Here is a 17,516-nt window from a genome sequence, read left to right on the forward strand (position 1 = left end):
GATGTGTATAAGAGACAGCCGCTATTCCCACCTATCCACGGATGGCCGCACCGGCCCCGCCACCGCCTCGGGTGCGGCCATCCGTGGATAGGTGGGAATAGCGGCAGCCACGTCCACCAGCACCGGCATCGGCGGAACCACCACCCGATGCAGCGCGAACTCTCCCTTCTCCGGCCAATGCTCGAACATGTGTTCGATCATAAACCGGAGCGCCGACAAATAGCTCGTGAAATAGCTCGTGGTTTCCGGGTGTCATCGGGCCCGGAATTCCAGGGCGGTCCGCCCGTCCGCGACCGGGGCCGAGCTCTGCAGGGCCAGGCCGCATCGCGCCCCCAGCTCGGCCAGCTCCGGCACCGTTCGTTCCCGGCCGCCGAAGCACATCAGCATGAACAGGTCGATCGCCGTATCGGCCCCGCGGCCGCGGATCGGTTCGATCACCACGACCGCTCCGTAAGCCCCTGCGGCACGGGCACATTCGCCGAGAACGACCGCCGCGAGCACGTCGTCCCAATCGTGCAGGATGTCGGACAGGAGATAGGCGTCGGCCCCGGGCGGCAGCGGGTCGAAGAAGCTGCCCGCCACGGCGGTCGCCCGATCGTCGAGGCCGGCCACCGCGAATCGCTCGGTGGCCGCGGCCGCCGTCGGCGCCAGATCCAGCACTCGCCCGCGCACACCGGGATGTGCGCGCAGGATCGCCGTCAGCAAGGTGCCGTCGCCACCGCCGACGTCGAGAATGTCGGGAAAGCGACTCCAGTCGAAGCGATGCGCGATCTGATCCGCGTAAACCCGGAAGCGGCAATTCATCTGGGCGTCGAAGGATGCGCGCAGCGCGGGCTCGGCCTGCAGATCGGCCCAGAAGTCGCGCCCGTACCTGCGCGGATACGCGGGTCGCCCGGTGGTGATCGTGCTCAGCAGATCCACGAAGGCCAGCTCGGCGCGTCCGCCCGCGCTGCCGATATCGAGCAGCAGCAGTTCGAACGCGTCGGAGGAGTCGGCGCGCATCTGGTCGCCGAGGCTCGTGGGGCGATAACGGCCGGACGCCGCCTCGTGGTCGAAGACGCCGACGGCCACCAGATGGTCGAGCAGTCGCCGCAGAGCGGGAGCGCACGTTCCGGTGCGAGCCGCCAGTTCTTCGGCGGTCGCACCCGCGGTGCCCGCGTGGTCCACCAGCCGGAGGGTGGCGGCCACCCGGACCGCCATCGGTGTGGCCAGATCGGCCAGGGCGAGGATCGAGGCGGGGCGCTCCGGCGAACTCACCGGCTGACCGTGATCTGCTGTTCGACGCGCGAGAGCTTCTCCGGATTGCGGACCACGTAGAGGCCGGTGATGCGACCGTCGTCGAGGCGCATCGCCACCACGTCGTCGATCCGTCCGTCGATCCGCACGATCAGCGCGGGCCAGCCGTTGATCTGCACCGCTTCGACGGTCGCCTCGGCGCGCAGTCGCGGCAGTCCGGTACGCAGGGCGCGCGCGACCCGGTCGGCGCCCGCGATCGGGTGCAGGACCGCCTGGACCACGCCGCCGCCGTCGCCGAGCAGGACCACATCGGGAGCCAGCATGTCGACGAGATGCTGGAGGTCGCCGGTTTCGATGGCTTGCTGGAAGGCTTCGACGGCCCGGCGGGATTCGTCGGCGGACACCACTCCGCGCGGGCGGCGCGCGGCGACGTGAGCCCGTGCGCGGTGGGCGATCTGGCGCACGGCGGCGGGCGTCTTGTCGACGGCCGCGGCGATCTCGTCGTAGCTCAGATCGAACACCTCGCGCAGCACGAACACCGCGCGTTCCGTCGGTGCGAGGGTTTCCAGGACCAGCAGCATCGCCATCGACACGCTGTCGGCCAGTTCGACGTCCTCGGCGACATCGGGTGCGGTCAGCAGCGGTTCCGGCAGCCACGGGCCGACGTAGGACTCCTTGCGGCGCCCGAGTGTGCGGAGCCGGGTCAAGGCCTGGCGGGTGACGATCCGGACCAGGTACGCACGCTGGTCACGCACCTCGTCGAGGTCCACGTCCACCCATCGCAACCAGGTCTCCTGCAGGACGTCCTCGGCGTCGGCCGCCGAACCGAGCATTTCGTAGGCGACCGTGAACAGCAGGTTGCGGTGGGTGACGAACGCCTCGGTGGCTCCGTCGATGCGCTCGCTCATGGGTGGCTCCTGTCCCTGGTCTGTCGACTCCGGCACCTCACGAGACGCTCGCCGGTCGCGCGATGTGACACCGCCCGTCAGTGATCTACATCACTGCGACGGTCCATGGCCGGGGCGACCCATGTCGTGAGATAGCGACGTAGTTCGGCGCCGCCCCGGGGCGGGCGACCCGGGTCCACGACGAACGACTGCACGATGCGGAGCATATGTTCGACGAGTTCGTCCAGATCGGCGCCGGACAATCCGGCCGCGGTCCAGTCGACGGCGAAGCGCTGCAGGATCGATCGGCCGAATGTCAGTGCGGTGTCGGAGGTTACGCCCGCGGAGAAGGCCCCGGCGCGGCCCGGGGTGAGCAGCAGGTTGAGATACTTCTCGTGCGGCAGCCGTTCGAGGGTGTAGGCGATACCCTCGACCACCGCCGTCGCGGGGTCGCGGATGTCGCTCAGATGCTCGGCCAGCACATCGAGGAAATGCCCGGTCTGCGCGACGGCCGTCGCGGTCAGCAGGCTCTCGGCGCTGGGAAAGTAGCGGTACACGGTCTGGCGGGTGACGCCGAGTTCCCGCGCGACCTCGGCGATGCTGAATTCGCTGCCGGATCGATCGATCGCGGTGCGGGCGGCAGCGAGGATCCGCGCGACGGCTTCGTCGTCGTTCGCGGGCGTCGCCCCCGCCCAGCCATGTGTGCGCACCGATCGCCTGTCCCTTCCTCGAATCGTGGTCGACCGTACCGATTCTGCCGAGGTAGCGGCCCCTGACTCTTGACCATACATATGGAACCGACTGTATGGTCGAGCGGAAGTCCCCGGACAGAAGGAAGACCATGCCGACGACGACGCCACCCCGTCCGAAACAACTCGATTCCCCGCTGCTGCCCAAGATCTTCAAGATCGTGGGCCGTGCGCAGGTGTGGACCTACCGGCGCACCGGCGGCCGCATCGGCGGTAAGTGGCGTATCGGGGCCGGCTTCCGCAAGCCGGTGCCGACCCTGCTGCTCGAACATCGCGGCCGAAAGTCGGGCGTGGTCTACACGACGCCGCTGCTCTACATCACCGACGGTGCGAACACCGTCATCGTCGCCTCGCAGGGCGGCCTTCCGAAGCATCCGCAGTGGTATCTCAATCTGCGCGCCGAGCCCGATACCCACATCCAGATCGGACGGGACCGCCGTCCCGTCCACGCCGTCACCGCCGACCCGAGGGAACGGGCCCGCCTGTGGCCGCTGCTCGTCGACGCCTATGCCGACTTCGACACCTACCAAGCGTGGACCGAACGCGAAATTCCCGTGGTCGTCCTGCATCCCCGTCCGGCCGGCCGCTGACTGCCGGACCACCGACAACAAGAAACGCCCGCTACCACTCGGGTAGCGGGCGTTTCGCGGCGGAGGATAGGGGATTTGAACCCCTGAGGGCGTTAACCCAACCCGCGTTCCAGGCGAGCGCCATAGGCCACTAGGCGAATCCTCCGCAGAGCAATATACCGGGTGGACCCCCTGCAACCGCAAACCGGGCTATTTGTGCAGGCCGGCGAGGGCTTTCTTCAATTGGTCCTTACAGGTGGTGCCGACGTCGTCGGAGTTGATGCTGCCCTCGGCCTGAATCCGCAGTTCCACCTTGACCGAGACGTTGGAGTCCAGGGCCGCGCAGGTGTAGTCGAGGGTGACGAAGCTCGAGTAGTTCTGCTGGTAGGCCGCGTAGTAGGCCTGGCTGCCGATGCCCGCGATATCGCCTGAGGTGCGGCCGCTGCCGGTGGTCTTGGTGTCGTAGTTCTTCCAGCTGTTGAACTGCGGATCGCTGTATTTGCTCTGGAAGTCGGCCTCGAGGTCGATATCGGAGCCGTCGGTGCCGTACTTGCCGGCGCCGTCGTAGCGGGCGCGGCAGGTCAGGTTGCCGCCGCCGAAGCTGGAGTCGGGGGCGCGTTCGGTGTGCTCGGGAGCGTCCTTGGGCGTGGGCGCCCACTTGCGCAGGACCGTCGTATCGATCAGTGAGCAGGCATCGGTGACATTGGCCATCGAGTAGTTGCCGTCGACACCCTTCTTGTCACCGAGCGGGCCCTTGCCGCCGCTCCCACTGCCGCCGGTGAGCGCGATCACGCCGATCACGATGCCGATCACCACGACCAGGCCGACCACGCCGCCGACGATCCACGGCGTGTTGTTCTTCTTGGGCGGCTGTGGATAGGCCGGCTGTTGGGCATAGGGCGGTGGGAACTGCTGCTGTGGATAATTCGGCACGGACGGCGGCTGCTGCCCGTAGGGCTGCTGCGGTGCGCCACCGTGGTAGGCGTCGAAACCCGCCCCCAGAACCGTCGGATCCGTACCGGTCACGGGTCCCGGCCGCCCGCCCATCACGGTCGGATCGGTACCGGTGAGCGGCTGCTCCGGAGCCGCCGGCGTCGACCACCAGTGCACGGTTTCGTTGGGCGGATGACCCTGCCCCGGATACTCGGGCCCACCGTGCGGTGGATTACTGCCTGTCACGTCTTTCCTCCGGTCCTGGCGCGGAAGCCCCCTCGAAAAATGTCGCAGGTGATCGTATCGACTCCGCCCGGATTCCACTCGAGTGGACAGTTGTGACTACACTGGCCGACGGATCCCGCGCGGCGCGCATCCTGTGAACTCCCCCAGGGCCGGAAGGCAGCAAGGGTCAACGGGCTCTGCCGGGTGCGCGGGGTCCCCTTACTTTCTCGGGGGAAATCTTCTTCACTGCCACGGGCCGCATCAGGCGGGTAACGTGGTCGGCTGGGTCCGCGCCAGAAGCGCACGATCCGTCAACCTGTTACCTCGCTGCTTGAAAGGCTGCTCAGGATGCCCCGGCAAACGCAGATCGGTTTGATGAGCCATGCGGAACTCGTATCGGAACACGAGACGCAGACCGCGAACTACGCGAAGCTCCAGACCGAGAAGCTCACGCTGGATCTGACGAGGGGTAAGCCCTCGTCGGAGCAACTCGATCTCTCCACCGGCCTGCTCGCCCTGCCGGGCGCCGACGACTACCGCGACGGCACCGGGACCGACTGCCGCAACTACGGCGGCCTGCACGGACTGCCGGAGTTGCGCGCGATCTTCGGTGAACTGCTGGGCATTCCGGTCGAGAACCTGCTCGCCGGCAACAACGCCAGCCTGGAACTGATGCACGATGTGATCGTGTTCGCGATGCTGCACGGCACGGCCGATTCGCCGAGCCGCTGGGCCGACGAACCGATCAAGTTCCTGTGCCCGAGCCCGGGTTACGACCGCCACTTCGGGATCACCGAAACGCTCGGCGTGCAGATGATTCCGATCGCCATCAACCACGACGGCCCGGATGTGCACGCGATCGCGGAACTGGTCGCGTCCGACCCGCAGATCAAGGGTCTGTGGGCGGTTCCCAACTATTCCAACCCGACCGGCGTGAACTTCTCCGAAGAGGTTGTGCGCGAACTGGTTTCGATGCCGACCGCGGCGCCGGACTTCCGCCTGTTCTGGGACAACGCGTACGCGGTGCACCCGCTGACCGATACCGCCGCCCCGGTGTACGACGTCCTCGGGCTGGCGGCCGCGGCCGGAAACCCCAACCGGCCCTTCGTCTTCGCCTCCACCTCGAAGATCACCTTCGCCGGGTCCGGCGTCAGCTTCTTCGGCGCGTCCACCGAGAACCTGAACTGGTACCTGAAGTACGCCGCGAAGAAGAGTATCGGCCCGGACAAGGTGAACCAGCTGCGTCACCTGCGCTTCTTCGGTGATGCCGAGGGTGTGCGCCGGCATATGCAGGCCCACCGCGCGCTGCTCGAGCCGAAATTCAAACTGGTGCTGCGGATCCTGGAGGATCGTCTGGGCGCCTCGAAGATCGCCTCCTGGACCGAGCCCAAGGGCGGCTACTTCATCAGCCTGGATGTGGTCGAGGGCACGGCCGGGCGAGTGGTGGCGCTGGCCAAGGAGGCCGGAATCGCCCTGACCCCTGCGGGTTCGGCGTTCCCCTACGGAAAAGACCCGGAGGACAAGAACATTCGCATCGCCCCCAGTTTCCCGTCGCTCGCCGATCTGGAGAAGGCGATGGACGGTCTGGCGACCTGCGTTCTGCTCGCCGCGACCGAGAAGCTGCTGGAGAAGTAGCGGTGGCGCGGACCGGACAGCCGCGTTGTGCGGCTGTCCGGCCCGTATCGGCTACTGCGGCTTGTGCGCCAGCACCGCGAACATCGTCACCGAGAGGTGAATGTCACCGGTGCGCGCACCGGCTTCCAATTCCGCCAGCAATTCCCGCCGCTGCGCCTCGGTGATCACCCCGCGCGCCTCCGCCATACCGGCGATGCGGGCCACCAGCGCACCGGCGCCGGCGCTCGCGTCCTGTACCAGCGCGTGCGAGCCGATATCGTCGACGACCAGTCCTGCTCGGGTGAGCAGGCCGGGCAGCCGCCGTCCCGAGAACGGGTTGGTGGTGTTGGTGATGAGGGTTTCGATCACCTCGTGCACGACCCGCCGGTCGCCGGGATGCACGATGGCGGTGCCCCAGTCGCTGTCCATGACGACGACGCGTCCGCCCGGTTTCAGTACCCGGGCGATCTCCCGTGCGGCGCGCTCCGGCGCGGTCAGATGCTGGAACACCCGCTCACACAGGGCGACGTCGAAGGTGTCACCGCCGAACGGCAGCCCGTAGGCATCGCCCGGGACGAACCGGGCGGGCGAATTGTGCTGGGCCGCGCGGTGTTCCGCCCCGGCCAGCAGATTCGGATCGGGTTCGACGCCGACCGCGTCACCGGTCGGGCCGACGGCGTCGGCGAAGACCAGCACCTCCGAGCCGGTGCCGGAGCCGATGTCGACCGCACTTTCGCCCGGAGCGACGGCCAGGGCGTCGTGCGCCCAGCGGCGTAGTCCGCGAATTCCGGGAAGTGCGGCCTGCAGATCGTGCACATCGATGAGTTGGTCGCGGCCCGCGCGATCGAAGCGGTCCGGCCTCAGTCCCGAGGATGAGGAATTGTCTGCCGAGGAGCTGTGTGTGGGCGCCATATCTTCCACCGTGGGTGTTGCCAGAGTGTCGGGCATGAAGATTCACCCTACGCGCGCAGAAAATCTACGGGTGGGTAGACATGTGAGTCCGGTCACGCCGGTCGGTAGGCGGATATTCGCCCGTCTGCCATGATTGATACATGGTGAGCCGCAAAGTGTGCCTCGCGCAGGAACCGGAGTCGGACAAGCTGTTGTCGGAGGACGACTTCGCCCTCTTGACCGGGATGCTGCTGGATCAGCAGTTTCCTCTCGAACACGCCTTCCGCGGTCCGAAGAAGATCGCCGACCGCATGAACGGTTTCGATATCCACCGGATCGCGGAGGCCGATCCGGAGGAATTCGAGGAATTGGGCGCGACCCCGCCCGCCATTCACCGCTACGGCCGGTCGATGGCCCGGCGCACCCAGGAACTGGCCCGATACGTCGTCGAACACTACGACGGCACAACCTCCGAGATCTGGACTCGCGACGATCCCGACGGCAAGGAAGTGCTGCGCCGGCTGAAGGAACTGCCCGGCTACGGCGACCAGAAGGCCCGCATTTTCCTGGCGCTGCTGGGCAAACAACTCGGTGTGCGCCCGGCGGGGTGGGAGAAGGCCGCCGGTGCCTACTCGGAGCCGAATTCGCGCCGCTCGGCCGCCGATATCGTCGACAACGAGTCGCTGCTCGAGGTGCGGGCATTCAAGAAGCAGATGAAGGCCGCCGCGAAGGAAGCCAAGGCGAAATAGCTTCCGCCGATCCGGCTACTGCGCGGTGTATCCGCCGTCGACCAGGTGATAACTGCCGGTGATGAACGTGGCCGCATCGCTGGCCAGGAATGCGACCAGCCCCGAGACCTCCTCGGGGGTGCCCAGCCTGCCCAGGGCGTGTTTCTGAGCGAGGAACGCCTGGGTTTCGTCGTCGAGGTTCGCCCCGAGCAGCGGCGTGTGGATGAATCCGGGCCCGACCGCGGTGACCCGCACGCCTTGGGCGGCGTATTCGAGGGCCGCGTTCTGGGTCAGGCCGAGCAGCCCGTGTTTGGCCGTGACGTACGCCGACGAACTCGCGAATCCGACGCTGCCGAGAATCGACGCCATATTCACGATGGCGCCCCCGCCGGCGGCCGCGACGGCCGGAAGTTGTTCGCGCAGTGCGTAGAACACGCCGTCGAGGTTCACCGACAGGACCTTGCGCCAGCCGTCCAGCGAATAGTCACCGATCAGCGCGCTCTCCCCGCTGATGCCGGCGTTGTTGACCGCGATCCGCAGCGGTCCCAGTTCGGCGGCGGCCGCGACGCTGCGCCGGACGGTCTCCGGATCGGAGGCATCGCCGGCGAAGCCGGCCGCCTGCCCGCCCGCACCGCGAATCTCCTCGACCACCGTATTCGCGTTGTCCTCGTCGAGATCGAACACCAGGACCGCGGCGCCGCTGCGCGCGAGTTCGTGCGCGACCGCACGCCCGATCCCGGAACCACCGCCGCTGACTATTGCCGCACGGTTGCTTACGTCGTATACGGCCATGATCGACACCCTCTCCGAGACGTCGGTTAGCTCAAGTACGGGGTTCTGATCGCTCGTCAACGAGTGTAGCTACGAGTTAGCGACTGTATGAATCGCCCGGTGAGCATGCCGAGAGGAGGTCGGCCGAGGGCGTGGCAGTCCGCACGCCGTAACCACCGTAGGAATCCGGCGTCCGCACCGTGATCGCGCGGACACCGGGCGTGCGGGTGACTAGCTGCTGCTCGCGGCGGCGGTGGCGAACGGCGTTGTGGTGACGCGGTTTTCGCGGTGGGCGGGCGGCTGCCACAGTCCGCGGCGCTGCAGGATCGGAAGGACGCCTTCGCCGAACCAATACGCCTCCTCCACATGCGGGTAACCGGAGAGGATGAACTGCGTGATGCCGAGGCGGGAGTATTCGATCAGCCGCTCGGCCACCTCTTCGTGCGAGCCGACCAGCGCCGTTCCCGCGCCGCCGCGCACCAGTCCGACACCGGCCCACAGGTTGGGTGCGATCTCGAGCCGATCGGTGTTGCCGCCGTGCAGTTCCAGCATCCGCCGCTGGCCCTCGGATTCACTCTGGGCAAGATTCGCCTGCACCCGTTCGATATCCGCCGGGTTCACCGCTTCCAGCAGGCGATCGGCCTCGGCCCAGGCCTGCTCCGAGGTGTCGCGGGAGATCACGTGGATGCGCAGGCCGTAATCGAGAATCCGGCCCTCGTCCACCGCGAGCCGGCGGATCCACTCCAGCTTCTTGCTCACCGCGAACAGCGGCTCACCCCAGGTGAGATAAGTATCGGTGTAGCGGGCGGCCACCGGTCCGGCAGCGGCCGAGGAACCGCCGAAGAACACCGGGGGAATCGGATCCGGCCGGTTGTTCAGTTGCGCGTTGCGCACCTGAAGGTGCTTGCCTTCGAACGTCACCGGAGCGTCGGATTCCCACAGCTCGCGCACGATGTGCAGGAATTCACCGGTGCGCTCGTAGCGCTGTTCCTTGTCCAGGAAGTCGCCGTAGGCCTGCTGTTCGTGCGGTTCGCCTCCGGTCACCACGTTCAGCAACAGCCGTCCACGTGAATGCCGCTGGAAGGTTCCGGCCATCTGCGCGGCGAGGGTGGGACTCACCACGCCGGGCCGGAACGCGACCAGGAATTTCAGGGTTTCGGTGGTCTCCACCAGCATGGCCGTCGTCAGCCAGGCGTCTTCACACCATGCACCCGTCGGTGTCAGCACCGCCTCGAAGCCGTTCTCCTCCGCCGCACCCGCGATCTGGTTCAGATAGCGCAGCGAGGCCGGACGGTCGCCCGACATCGAGGTGCCGTGTCCGCCCGCGACCAGATTGCGGGAATCGCCATAGGTGGGAAGAAACCAGTGGAACGAAAGGCTCATTTCGGACATGATGGCCGACGACCGGAAGTGAGTCACCGGTTGTAATCGGGCTGGTTCTTAATATGGCCCATCCGCATCGAACGCCCGCAAACTCCACCGATGCCGTGTGTCTGTGCCGGACACGGCAACCTGTGCTGCCGCGTGCCGGCAGTCGGAAAGTCGAGGAATCAAGCAGTGAAGATGAGGAAATTTGCCGTGCTCACGGCGCTGGTCGCGACAACGTTGGGTGCGCTGGCGGGGACGGTTCAGGCCGCTCCGGCCGCCGACGACGGCGTGGTGAACTATCAGGCGAGGTCCACCGAGAACGCGGCGATCGTTTCGACCGACGCTGGGTCGATGGATGTCGAGGACGGCGTATTCAAGATCAAGGCCGCCAACGGAATCACCGTGGCCGGAACCCCGTTGACGTTCCGGGTCGACGATTTCGAGTTCCCGATCGCGGCCGACATCTCCGGTCGCACGGCGACGCTGACACCGCAGTTCGATCTGCAGCATGCGGTCTACAAGCCGGTCGCGCTCCCGTTCGAGGACAGCGCCCCGTGGAAGACCCCCTACGAGCGTGAGGTCGCCGCCTTCACTCGTCTCAAGGACACCATCGCCACCGGCGCTGCCATCGGCACCGCGGCCGGCGGTATCGGTGGCGCGGTCATCGGCTGCATCGCCGGTGCCGCTATCGGTCTCGTTGCGACCGGTGCGCTGCTCGCCCTGTTCGGCGCGGGCCCGCTGGGCGGCTGTGTCGCCGGTGCCGCCGCTGTCGGCTTCCTGGGTGTGCTCGCCGGCCAGATCTTCGTGACCGCTCCGGTCGCGATCGGCGCCGTGATCCAGTACTTCTCCACCATCAACGAGCCTTTCAAGGCCCCGGCCAAATGAAGCGGTTACCGGCCCCACCCCTGAGCCGGTAATTATTTCAGCGGTCGAATTAAAAGGACCTTCGCACTTTCGAGTGCGAAGGTCCTTTTTAATTTGTGAGATTCGATTTATTTTCCCGTACCGGGCTATTCGAATCGACCTGGTTATTAACCTCGTTGCTTTTTGGCATTCACCACAAACTGGATAAAGCCGCTCCGGCGGAATGCAATGAGTGATGAGGAAAATGCAGTGAAGATGAGGAACTTTGCCGTGGTCGCGGCCACGGTGGCCGCCGCCGTCGGCGTGACCACCGGCACCGTGAACGCCGCGCCCGCCGCACCCGACGGGGGTGCCGTCAACTACCAGGCATCGACGAACGAGAAGTCGACGATCATATCCACCGACGCCGGTTCGCTGGACGTGGAAAATGGTGTTTTCAAGATCAAGGCCGCCAATGGGACGACCCTGGCCGGAACCGAATTGAAGTTCCGGGTCGATGATTTCGAATTCCCGATCGCCGCCGATATCGCCGGTCGCACCGCCACCCTGACCCCGCAGTTCGATCTGCAGCACGCGGTCTACAAGCCGGTCGCGCTCCCATTCGAGGACCAGGCGCCGTGGAAGACGCCCTATGACCGGGAAGTGGCGGCCTGGACCCGCCTGACCAGCACCATCACCGCGGGCGCGACCATCGGCACGCTGGTCGGTGGTCTCACCGGCGGAGCGGTGGGCTGCTTGCTCGGCGGCATCGCGGGTGCGACCGTGGCCGCGGCCGCCATCGTCGGCCTGTTCGGCGGCTTCCTGCCGGCCGCCGTGGTCGGTTGCATCGGCGGCATCATCGCCGTCGGTGCGCTGGGCACGCTGGCGGGCCAGCTGCTGGTCACCGCACCGGTGGCGGTTCTGGCGGTCGCCCAGTACTTCACCACCGTCAATGCGCCGTTCAACCCTCCGGCTCCGGCCAAGTAGGGGAGAGCGGATCCCGCCGTGCACCTCGGGTCGATCGGCACCGACCCGAGGTGCACGGTTTTGCGGAAAACCTGTCAGCGCACGGTGATTCGGCACGCTCAGCGCGGAATCGCAGTGCCGTCCAGGGTGGCGATCGCGATCGTGGCGGCACGGGCGATCGCCGCGTTGTCGTATTCGGCGTCCGGCCGATCGCGAGTGGACAGGATCGTCAGCACGATCGGCGCGCGTCCCGGCGGCCACGCCACGGCGATGTCGTTGCGCGTTCCGTAGTCGCCGCCGCCGGTCTTGTCGCCGACCTGCCAGCCCGCCGGCACCCCGGCCCGGATCAGCGCGGCACCGGTGGTGTTGGCACGCAGCAGACCGGTGAGCACATCGCGATCGTCGGCGGCGACCGACGGGTCGAGCACGTAGTGCCGCAGATCGGCGGCCAGCGCGCGCGGCGTACTGGTGTCGCGCTCGTCGCCGGGCAGGGCCTCGTTCAGCGTGGTCTCGGTGCGGTCCATCCGCGTGGTCGTATCGCCGACGGCACGCAGCCGCTGCTGCAATCCCTGCGGACCGCCGAGTTCGGCGAACATCAGATTGCCGGCGGTGTTGTCGCTGAACCGCACCGCGGCGTCCATGATCTCCCGCACAGTCATGCCCTGGTCGACATGCTGTTCGGTGACCGGTGAATTCGGCACCAGGTCGGCCCGGGTGTAGGTGACGCGACGGTCGAGTTCGGCGGGCGGGAGGGTGCTCAGCAGCGCGCCCGCGGCCAGCGCCTTGAATGTCGAACAATACGGAAACCGCTCGTCCGGCCGATATTCGACGGCTCGGCCGGTTCCGGTGTCGAGCGCGTACACGCCCAGCCTGCCGTGCAGCCGAGCCTCCAGATCGCGGAATTCGGCCAGCGACTCGGCGGCGAGCGGAACCGTCGAGGTGGGCCCCGCGGTCGATACGGGCGCGGCGCTTCGATCGGCACCGCAGGCGCTCAGCGGTATGAGGGTGGCAGCGGCCGCGACCAGCACGGCCGAGCGGGTGAAGCGAGGGGGCGTCATATGCGTTCCTTGTGGATCGTTGGCGGTGAGCGCTCGCAGCAAGAGTGGCAGCCCTCGCGCATGCTGTCCAAGACGCCTGTGACGGTATCCATGCCGATTCGGCATAGACTGCGCGATCGTGGATATGGTCGCCGCCTGTAAGGCCTTCGTCGCGGTGAGCGGTCTCGGGAGTTTCACCGCGGGGGCCGCCGCCGCGCAGATCCCGCAGTCGGTGGCCAGTCGCCGGATCGCGGCGCTGGAACGGCACTTCGGCGCGCGATTGCTCGAACGGACCTCGCGCACCGCCTCATTGACCTCGTTCGGCCGCGATATGTTGCCGTCGGCGCGACGGCTGGTCGAGGCGGCCGAGTCCCTGGAGGAGCATGCCGAGCGGGCCCGTCAGCGCCCGTTCCGATTGGCGCTGCCCGCCATCTGCGGACCGGTGCCGCTGGCCGGGCTGGTCGCCGAATGCCGCCGCGCGCGGCTTCGGCTGGAACCGGAGCCCGCCGAGCCCGGCCGGCGCGCGGAACTCACCCGCACGCACGAGGTGCGTGCCGCGATTCTGGCCGTCCCCGCCGATCGCGGCATCTGGCGCGTGCCGTTGGGCCTGGCCGACGCCACGGGCCCGCACAGCACGCCGATCTACCTGGAAACCCTTCGGGTACTGCGGCTTTCGGAACAGCAGCGTCGGCGCAGCGTGTGGATACAGCCCGAGGACGATGTGCCGCACATCCGCGATCGGATCGTCCGGCTGCGCGATTCGCTCGGCCTGCGCCCGGCCCAGGTGGTGGTCGCGCGGTCACTGGTCACCGCGGTCGCCGAGGTCCTCGACGGCGCCGATCTGCTGTTGTGTTCGCCCGCCCAGGCCACCGAACTGGGCCTGCACTGGCGGCCGATCGGGGAGTTGGAGCTGGCCAGGGGCTACGACATCGCGGCGGGAACACGCGAGGACGCGGACCGGATCCGCGCGCTGGGCGCCGAACCGATCGGCCACTGTCTCGGTGTGCCGGGCAATGTCGACGCACGCACCGACGGGAGCTGACATGGGCGTCTCGACCGCACTGCGACGCGCGCGAACGGAACTGCGCGACGCCGGACTCGACGGCTCCATCCTGGTGCGCGATCTCGACACCGGTGACGAGCTGGGCCTCGACGCCGAACTCGAATTGCCGATCGCCTCGCTGGTGAAGGTGCCGCTCGTACTGGCGACGATGGAACGGGTGCTGCGCGGCGAGATCGACCCGGCGACCCCGATCCGGGTACTGCCCGGCCGGAGTACGGTGGCCGGCCCGACCGGGTTGAGCAGATTTCGCCATCCGGCGACGGTCGCGGTCGAGGATCTGATGTATCTGAGCATCGCGATCAGCGACGGTGGCGCCACCGACGCCCTGTTCGAGCTGACTCCGCCCGACGCGGTGACCGCCGAATTGCGCCGCCTGGGCCACGAGGGCATCGCGGTCCGGCATCTGGCCGACGATCTGGTGCGGACCCCGGCCGAGCAGTTCGCCCCCGCGGACGGTCACCTCGCCCACGCCCTGGCCATCGAGGCCGCGACGGCCGGACGCGGGCATCCGGTCACGCAACTCGACATCAGCCATGCCAACACCGGCACCGCGCGTGCGTTCGTCGATCTGCTCGCAGAATTGTGGCGGCCGGTGCGGGCCCACTCCGATGCCGCCGCGAGAGTGCGAGAGTTCCTGTCGGGCAACCTGTTACGTCAACGACTCGCCCCCGATTTCAGCTCCGACGCCACCCGGTGGTCATCGAAGACGGGCACCCTGCTGAATCTGCGGCACGAGGCGGGCGTAGCCGAACACGCCGACGGGCAGACCCTGGCCGTAGCCGTGCTGACCCGATCGCGGGTGCCCGCCGTGGTGCAACCCGGCGCGGAGGCCGCGATGGCGACCGCGGCGCGGATCCTGCACGACGAACTGCGGATGCGGCCCTCCTGAGGGTGACCGCAGCGTGTGACGGATAGTTATGTTCCCGCTGCGTGTAACGGGTGAGCGAAACGCGCTGCCGGGTCATCGTCGGGTATGGCCTCCACAGCACCGCAGCAGATCTCCGATCGCGACCTCGACGACATCTTCGGCCCCGTTTTCGACCGCATCGCCGCCGGGGCGGTGGCGCGCGAGATCGATCGTCGCCTGGCCTACGAGGAGGTCGACTGGCTGCGTCAGGCCGGATTCGGCGCGCTGCGGGTGCCGGCCGAATACGGTGGCTTCGGCGTCAGCGTGCGCCAGCTGTTCCGGCTGCTGATCGACCTCGCCGCCGCGGAATCCAATCTGCCGCAAGCACTTCGGGTGCATTTCTCCTTCGTCGAGGATCAGCTGCTGGCCGAGCCCGGTCCCGCGCGTGAGCACTGGCTGCGCGCGGCCGGATCCGGTGCCCTGGTGGGCAATGCCATCACCGAACCGGGCATCGGCGCGGTCGACCGCTACCGCACCCGGCTGACCCGCGGCTCCGGCGACGACTGGCTGCTCAACGGCACCAAGTACTACAGCACCGGCTCGCTGTACGCGGACTACATCCTCGCCGCGGCCGATCGCGACGGGGAGCGGGTATCGGTGCTGGTCGACGCGAACGCCGACGGGGTGCGGCAGAGCGACGACTGGGACGGCTTCGGCCAGCGGCTGACCGCCAGTGGCACAACGGAATTCAACGATGTGCGGATCTCGGACGAGCGGGTGCTCGGCCCGGGGTACGGCGCGCCCGGCCGCACCTACGCCACCTCGTACCTGCAGCTGGTGCAGTTGGCGGTGCTGGCCGGCATCGCCCAGCGGGCCGAATCCGATGTGCGGGCGTGGGTCGCCGACCGCACGCGCAGCTACACCCATTCGGCGGCCGATCTGCCGCGCCACGATCCGCTGGTCCAGCAGGTGATCGGGAAACTGTCGGCGGCCGCCTTCGGGGCGCGCGCGAGCGTGCTGGCCGTGGCCGAGCTGCTGGACGAGGTGCTGGCGGCGGGCGCCCGGGACGACGCGGCGCTGGACGCGGTCGAATTGGCCTCGGCCCAGGCGCAACTCGGTGTGATCGACACCGTGCTGACCGCCACCACCCAGCTGTTCGAGGTCGGCGGTGCCTCGATCACCTCCGAAGATCTGCGACTGGACCGGCATTGGCGCAATGCGCGCACCATCTCGGTGCACAATCCCGCCGTGCAGAAGGCGCGGGCGATCGGCGATCACCTGCTCAACGGAACCGAACTCCCCTACGCGTGGAGCGCGGGCAGCCGCGAGGCACAGGTGCGGTCATGACCCGGCGGATCCGCTTCAACGCCTTCGATATGAACTGCGTGGCGCACCAGTCCCCGGGACTGTGGCGCCACCCCGAGGACCAGTCGCATCGCTACAAGGAGCTGAGCTACTGGACCGAATTGGCGAAGCTGCTGGAACGCGGCCGTTTCGACGGGATCTTCATCGCCGATGTGCTGGGCATCTACGACGTGTACGGCGGCAACGACATCGCCGCGCTGCGTCAGGGCGCGCAGGTGCCGGTGGCCGATCCGCTGCTGCTGGTCTCGGCGATGGCGGCGGTGACCGATCATCTGGGCTTCGGCATCACCACCGGTACCGGGTTCGAGCATCCCTTCCCGTTCGCCCGGCGGCTCTCGACGCTGGATCATCTGACCAACGGCCGCTTGGGCTGGAATGTGGTGACCGGATATCTGCCCTCGGCCGCCGCCAATATGGGTGAGTCCGAACATCTCGACCACGACGAGCGCTACAACCACGCCGACGAATACCTCGAGGTGTTGTACAAGCTCTGGGAAGGTTCCTGGGAGGACGACGCGGTCGTGCGCGACCGAGCGCAGGGCATCTACGTCGATCCGGCGAAGGTGCATCACATCGGCCACGCCGGAAAGCACTTCACGGTACCGGGTATTCACCTGTCGGAGCCCTCGCCGCAGCGCACCCCGGTGATCTACCAGGCCGGCGCCTCACCGCGCGGCGTGGCCTTCGCCGCCGAGAACGCGGAGGCGATCTTCGTCGCCGCCCCCTCGAAACGCGTTCTGGGACAGACGGTCACCCGCATTCGCGACGCACTCGAAGCGGCCGGCCGCGACCGCTACGCGGCCCGGATCTACGCGCTCGCCACCATCATCACCGACGCCACCGACGAAGCGGCACAACGCAAGTACGACGAATACCGCTCGTATGCCAGCGTCGAGGGCGGTCTGGTGTTCATGTCAGGCTGGATGGGTATCGATCTGTCGCGCTACGACCTCGACGACCCGATCGGCGAGGTGAACAGCAATGCGATCCTGTCCGCCGTCGCCGCGTTCCAGGAATTCGACGACGACGGCCGGGAATGGACCGTGCGGGATATCGCGGCCTGGGCCGGCATCGGCGGGATGGGCCCCGTATTCGTCGGATCGGGGACGTCGGTGGCGGATCGGCTCCAGGAATGGGTCGACGAGACCGATATCGACGGTTACAACCTGGCCTACGCGATCACTCCCGGCACCTTCGAAGATATTGTGCAGCACGTGATTCCGGTGCTGACCGAGCGCGGCGCCTATCCGAGTGAGTACGTCCCGGGCACCCTGCGCAACGCGCTGTTCGGCGCGGGCGACCGGCTGCCGGACGACCATCGCGGCGCGCGCTACCGGCTCGGTGGACCGGGTTCGACGGCGCTGCCGGACGAGCAGGTGCGCCCGCAGGCGGGCGTCACCGCGACCTGACGGATCGGCGGTGCG

The 17,516-nt window shown here is 67.7% G+C and carries 18 protein-coding genes, 1 tRNA gene and 1 other RNA gene; 10 read left to right on the forward strand and 10 right to left on the reverse strand.

Annotation, left to right across the window (positions count from 1 at the left end; translation table 11 throughout):
• Positions 1-21 precede the first annotated feature (21 nt).
• The 4 genes from C8258_RS32750 to C8258_RS31205 all read right to left on the reverse strand — a co-directional run bounded on the left by C8258_RS32750 (position 22) and on the right by C8258_RS31205 (position 2,833).
• Entirely contained in the window at positions 22-189 is a 168-nt protein-coding gene (locus tag C8258_RS32750) for a hypothetical protein (RefSeq protein WP_158271335.1), read from the reverse strand.
• A 63-nt stretch (positions 190-252) separates the two neighbouring features.
• Positions 253-1,257 carry a methyltransferase gene (locus C8258_RS31195; RefSeq protein ID WP_199195914.1) on the reverse strand — a complete coding sequence of 335 codons (1,005 nt, stop codon included), beginning with the start codon at positions 1,255-1,257 and terminating at the stop codon, positions 253-255.
• Positions 1,254-2,144, reverse strand: a complete 891-nt coding sequence (locus C8258_RS31200; RefSeq protein ID WP_106958194.1) for an RNA polymerase sigma-70 factor — start codon at positions 2,142-2,144, stop codon at positions 1,254-1,256. Before C8258_RS31200 ends, C8258_RS31195 begins: the two co-directional genes overlap by 4 nt.
• A gap of 77 nt (positions 2,145-2,221) precedes the next feature.
• The gene (locus C8258_RS31205; protein WP_106958195.1) at positions 2,222-2,833 is read right to left on the reverse strand and encodes a TetR/AcrR family transcriptional regulator; all 612 of its coding nucleotides are present in this window, start codon (positions 2,831-2,833) and stop codon (positions 2,222-2,224) included.
• 131 nt (positions 2,834-2,964) lie between these two features.
• Between C8258_RS31205 and C8258_RS31210 the strand changes: the two genes are divergently transcribed.
• Complete coding sequence (locus tag C8258_RS31210; RefSeq protein ID WP_106958196.1) at positions 2,965-3,462, forward strand: nitroreductase family deazaflavin-dependent oxidoreductase; 498 nt, start codon at positions 2,965-2,967, stop codon at positions 3,460-3,462.
• A 60-nt stretch (positions 3,463-3,522) separates the two neighbouring features.
• Here the strand turns inward: C8258_RS31210 and C8258_RS31215 are convergent.
• Positions 3,523-3,607: transfer RNA gene (locus C8258_RS31215), tRNA-Ser, on the reverse strand.
• 44 nt (positions 3,608-3,651) lie between these two features.
• The gene (locus C8258_RS31220) at positions 3,652-4,620 is read right to left on the reverse strand and encodes a hypothetical protein (protein ID WP_146161378.1); all 969 of its coding nucleotides are present in this window, start codon (positions 4,618-4,620) and stop codon (positions 3,652-3,654) included.
• 107 nt (positions 4,621-4,727) lie between these two features.
• On the opposite strand from C8258_RS31220, the gene ffs reads away from it, so the two are divergent.
• An RNA gene (ffs, locus tag C8258_RS31225) (signal recognition particle sRNA small type) lies at positions 4,728-4,822 on the forward strand.
• 125 nt (positions 4,823-4,947) lie between these two features.
• Entirely contained in the window at positions 4,948-6,234 is a 1,287-nt protein-coding gene (locus C8258_RS31230) for an aminotransferase class I/II-fold pyridoxal phosphate-dependent enzyme (protein ID WP_106958197.1), read from the forward strand.
• A 51-nt stretch (positions 6,235-6,285) separates the two neighbouring features.
• Here C8258_RS31230 and C8258_RS31235 read toward each other — a convergent pair whose 3' ends face one another.
• Complete coding sequence (locus tag C8258_RS31235; protein ID WP_106958198.1) at positions 6,286-7,125, reverse strand: methyltransferase domain-containing protein; 840 nt, start codon at positions 7,123-7,125, stop codon at positions 6,286-6,288.
• 140 nt (positions 7,126-7,265) lie between these two features.
• Between C8258_RS31235 and C8258_RS31240 the strand changes: the two genes are divergently transcribed.
• Entirely contained in the window at positions 7,266-7,853 is a 588-nt protein-coding gene (locus tag C8258_RS31240; protein WP_062994662.1) for an HhH-GPD-type base excision DNA repair protein, read from the forward strand.
• Positions 7,854-7,868: 15 nt separating this feature from the next.
• Here the strand turns inward: C8258_RS31240 and C8258_RS31245 are convergent, their stop codons facing one another.
• On the reverse strand, positions 7,869-8,624 hold the full coding sequence (locus C8258_RS31245) for an SDR family NAD(P)-dependent oxidoreductase (RefSeq protein WP_106958213.1): 756 nt from the start codon (positions 8,622-8,624) through the stop codon (positions 7,869-7,871).
• A 210-nt stretch (positions 8,625-8,834) separates the two neighbouring features.
• Positions 8,835-9,986, reverse strand: a complete 1,152-nt coding sequence (locus C8258_RS31250; RefSeq protein ID WP_063063568.1) for an LLM class flavin-dependent oxidoreductase — start codon at positions 9,984-9,986, stop codon at positions 8,835-8,837.
• Between the two features lie 174 nt (positions 9,987-10,160).
• Here C8258_RS31250 and C8258_RS31255 point away from each other — a divergent pair, with 174 nt between their 5' ends.
• Both C8258_RS31255 and C8258_RS31260 read left to right on the forward strand, forming a co-directional pair.
• Positions 10,161-10,856 carry a hypothetical protein gene (locus C8258_RS31255; protein ID WP_106958199.1) on the forward strand — a complete coding sequence of 232 codons (696 nt, stop codon included), beginning with the start codon at positions 10,161-10,163 and terminating at the stop codon, positions 10,854-10,856.
• A gap of 234 nt (positions 10,857-11,090) precedes the next feature.
• Positions 11,091-11,801, forward strand: a complete 711-nt coding sequence (locus C8258_RS31260; protein WP_106958214.1) for a hypothetical protein — start codon at positions 11,091-11,093, stop codon at positions 11,799-11,801.
• 98 nt (positions 11,802-11,899) lie between these two features.
• On the opposite strand, the gene bla is transcribed toward C8258_RS31260, so the two are convergent.
• Entirely contained in the window at positions 11,900-12,838 is a 939-nt protein-coding gene (gene bla / locus C8258_RS31265) for a class A beta-lactamase (RefSeq protein ID WP_106958200.1), read from the reverse strand.
• A gap of 124 nt (positions 12,839-12,962) precedes the next feature.
• On the opposite strand from bla, the gene C8258_RS31270 reads away from it, so the two are divergent.
• The 4 genes from C8258_RS31270 (at position 12,963) to C8258_RS31285 (ending at position 17,501) form a co-directional block, all read left to right on the forward strand.
• On the forward strand, positions 12,963-13,859 hold the full coding sequence (locus C8258_RS31270; RefSeq protein WP_233225457.1) for a LysR family transcriptional regulator: 897 nt from the start codon (positions 12,963-12,965) through the stop codon (positions 13,857-13,859).
• A gap of 1 nt (position 13,860) precedes the next feature.
• Positions 13,861-14,769: a serine hydrolase gene (locus C8258_RS31275; protein ID WP_106958202.1), complete on the forward strand. Its 909-nt coding sequence runs from the start codon at positions 13,861-13,863 to the stop codon at positions 14,767-14,769.
• Positions 14,770-14,853: 84 nt separating this feature from the next.
• Complete coding sequence (locus tag C8258_RS31280) at positions 14,854-16,074, forward strand: acyl-CoA dehydrogenase family protein (protein ID WP_106958203.1); 1,221 nt, start codon at positions 14,854-14,856, stop codon at positions 16,072-16,074.
• Positions 16,071-17,501, forward strand: a complete 1,431-nt coding sequence (locus tag C8258_RS31285) for an LLM class flavin-dependent oxidoreductase (RefSeq protein WP_106958215.1) — start codon at positions 16,071-16,073, stop codon at positions 17,499-17,501. Before C8258_RS31280 ends, C8258_RS31285 begins: the two co-directional genes overlap by 4 nt.
• The last annotated feature ends 15 nt before the right edge of the window (positions 17,502-17,516 follow it).

Origin of the sequence: Nocardia sp. MDA0666 (assembly GCF_003023875.1) — a bacterium.
Classification (GTDB): domain Bacteria; phylum Actinomycetota; class Actinomycetes; order Mycobacteriales; family Mycobacteriaceae; genus Nocardia; species Nocardia aobensis.

What these genes read in the sequence shown, in the direction of transcription:
- C8258_RS31210 (WP_106958196.1), top strand. Translation starts at nt 2,965, where the DNA reads ATGCCGACGACGACGCCACCCCGTCCGAAACAACTCGATTCCCCGCTG.
- C8258_RS31260 (WP_106958214.1), top strand. Translation starts at nt 11,091, where the DNA reads ATGAGGAACTTTGCCGTGGTCGCGGCCACGGTGGCCGCCGCCGTCGGC.
- C8258_RS31235 (WP_106958198.1), bottom strand. Translation starts at nt 7,125, where the DNA reads ATGGCGCCCACACACAGCTCCTCGGCAGACAATTCCTCATCCTCGGGA.
- bla (WP_106958200.1), bottom strand. Translation starts at nt 12,838, where the DNA reads ATGACGCCCCCTCGCTTCACCCGCTCGGCCGTGCTGGTCGCGGCCGCT.
- C8258_RS31285 (WP_106958215.1), top strand. Translation starts at nt 16,071, where the DNA reads ATGACCCGGCGGATCCGCTTCAACGCCTTCGATATGAACTGCGTGGCG.
- C8258_RS31280 (WP_106958203.1), top strand. Translation starts at nt 14,854, where the DNA reads ATGGCCTCCACAGCACCGCAGCAGATCTCCGATCGCGACCTCGACGAC.
- C8258_RS31200 (WP_106958194.1), bottom strand. Translation starts at nt 2,144, where the DNA reads ATGAGCGAGCGCATCGACGGAGCCACCGAGGCGTTCGTCACCCACCGC.
- C8258_RS31270 (WP_233225457.1), top strand. Translation starts at nt 12,963, where the DNA reads ATGGTCGCCGCCTGTAAGGCCTTCGTCGCGGTGAGCGGTCTCGGGAGT.
- C8258_RS31240 (WP_062994662.1), top strand. Translation starts at nt 7,266, where the DNA reads ATGGTGAGCCGCAAAGTGTGCCTCGCGCAGGAACCGGAGTCGGACAAG.
- C8258_RS32750 (WP_158271335.1), bottom strand. Translation starts at nt 189, where the DNA reads ATGTTCGAGCATTGGCCGGAGAAGGGAGAGTTCGCGCTGCATCGGGTG.
- C8258_RS31250 (WP_063063568.1), bottom strand. Translation starts at nt 9,986, where the DNA reads ATGAGCCTTTCGTTCCACTGGTTTCTTCCCACCTATGGCGATTCCCGC.
- C8258_RS31230 (WP_106958197.1), top strand. Translation starts at nt 4,948, where the DNA reads ATGCCCCGGCAAACGCAGATCGGTTTGATGAGCCATGCGGAACTCGTA.
- C8258_RS31275 (WP_106958202.1), top strand. Translation starts at nt 13,861, where the DNA reads ATGGGCGTCTCGACCGCACTGCGACGCGCGCGAACGGAACTGCGCGAC.
- C8258_RS31245 (WP_106958213.1), bottom strand. Translation starts at nt 8,624, where the DNA reads ATGGCCGTATACGACGTAAGCAACCGTGCGGCAATAGTCAGCGGCGGT.